This window comes from Herbiconiux daphne (assembly GCF_024979295.1).
In the GTDB taxonomy this organism is placed as follows: domain Bacteria; phylum Actinomycetota; class Actinomycetes; order Actinomycetales; family Microbacteriaceae; genus Herbiconiux; species Herbiconiux daphnes.
The window spans coordinates 1-1,186 of record NZ_JANLCJ010000114.1; the positions used below are offsets into that span (position 1 = coordinate 1).

The 1,186-nt window shown below is 48.4% G+C and carries 1 protein-coding gene; it reads left to right on the forward strand.

The annotated features are described in order from the left end of the window. A partial coding sequence (locus N1032_RS23425; RefSeq protein WP_259542761.1) for a hypothetical protein occupies positions 1 to 1,186 on the forward strand: 1,186 nt, incomplete at both ends.

A 1,186-nucleotide genomic window follows, 5' to 3' on the forward strand; every position in this document is an offset into this window, starting at 1 on the left:
ATCGCTAATAAAGAGAATCCAGATACAGCGGCTAAAATTCTTCTACGTGGTCAGAATGCTAACTTTAATACACAACAGGTAATGAGCGCTTTAGATGATGCTATAGCCCGTGGTGATATTCAAGGCGCACAGCAATTAAGCGACACGCTTAAACAGGGCTTAGGTACTGCTACCCGTGAGGATGCACTCAGAGCAGCCAGCACAGGAGAGAACTTTAGTAACACTAAGTTTATTAACTCTCTAAACCGCACTGCTACACAGGCAGAGGCAGCAGGGGCAGCGCCAGTTAATCAGGCTTTAGCCGATTCAATCAGGGCTATCCGTGAACGTGCAACCGTACCAACTACTAATAACCTTGTAGCTCAGGCAGCGGGGCGCGGCATTGGTGGGGCGGCAGGATTCGCCGTAGGTGGTGGCCCTATTGGTGGGCTAGTAGGTCAGGAGGTTGGCGGCAGAGTTACAAGCGCTATCAATCAGGGCTTGTTAGACCGATTAGCGGGAACCACTAAGCGGGGTAATGAGTATGTTAACTGGCTCAGTGACCCGGCAAACGCTAAACAAGTTTCTGATATTCTCGCTAGTCGTGGTGTAGACTTTGACACAGCCAGCGCTAAAGAGGTTGCCGGGATTATCAAGACCATTACAACCCCTACCGCTAGCAATGCTCTAACCGGGAATGAAGCACCAGCAGAACAACCCGCCGCACTGCCTGTAATGAATGCAGAGCCAGAGCAAAGAGCACAAGCGGCTAAGGTACAGGAACCAGCGCCAGCCCCAACTATGCCTAATCAATATGATGATGCAATTAGATTTTATAAATCTATTACTGATGCTGAAACAGGCGGCTTAGATAATCGCTTCATTCGTACTAAAGCCAGTGAGGGCGCACCTAGTACAGCTTATGGCCCGGCTCAAATTACTGTTAGCCTTGCTGATGACTTCCGCAAACGTCATAGCGGAATATTCACTAAGTCAGAACAGGAATATTTAGACCGATTTAGCGAACAAGGGCACAAGATGTTACACGCAGACCCTAACGACCCGGTTTATGGTTATGGCGGTACAGGTGATTTAACCAGTAAAGCAGACCAGAAACTATACGCACGTATTGCCGTTAAGATGCTTAACCAGCTTAAGAAAGAAAAAGGCGGCAGCTATGATAAAACGTTAGAGGCATGGCGCGGTA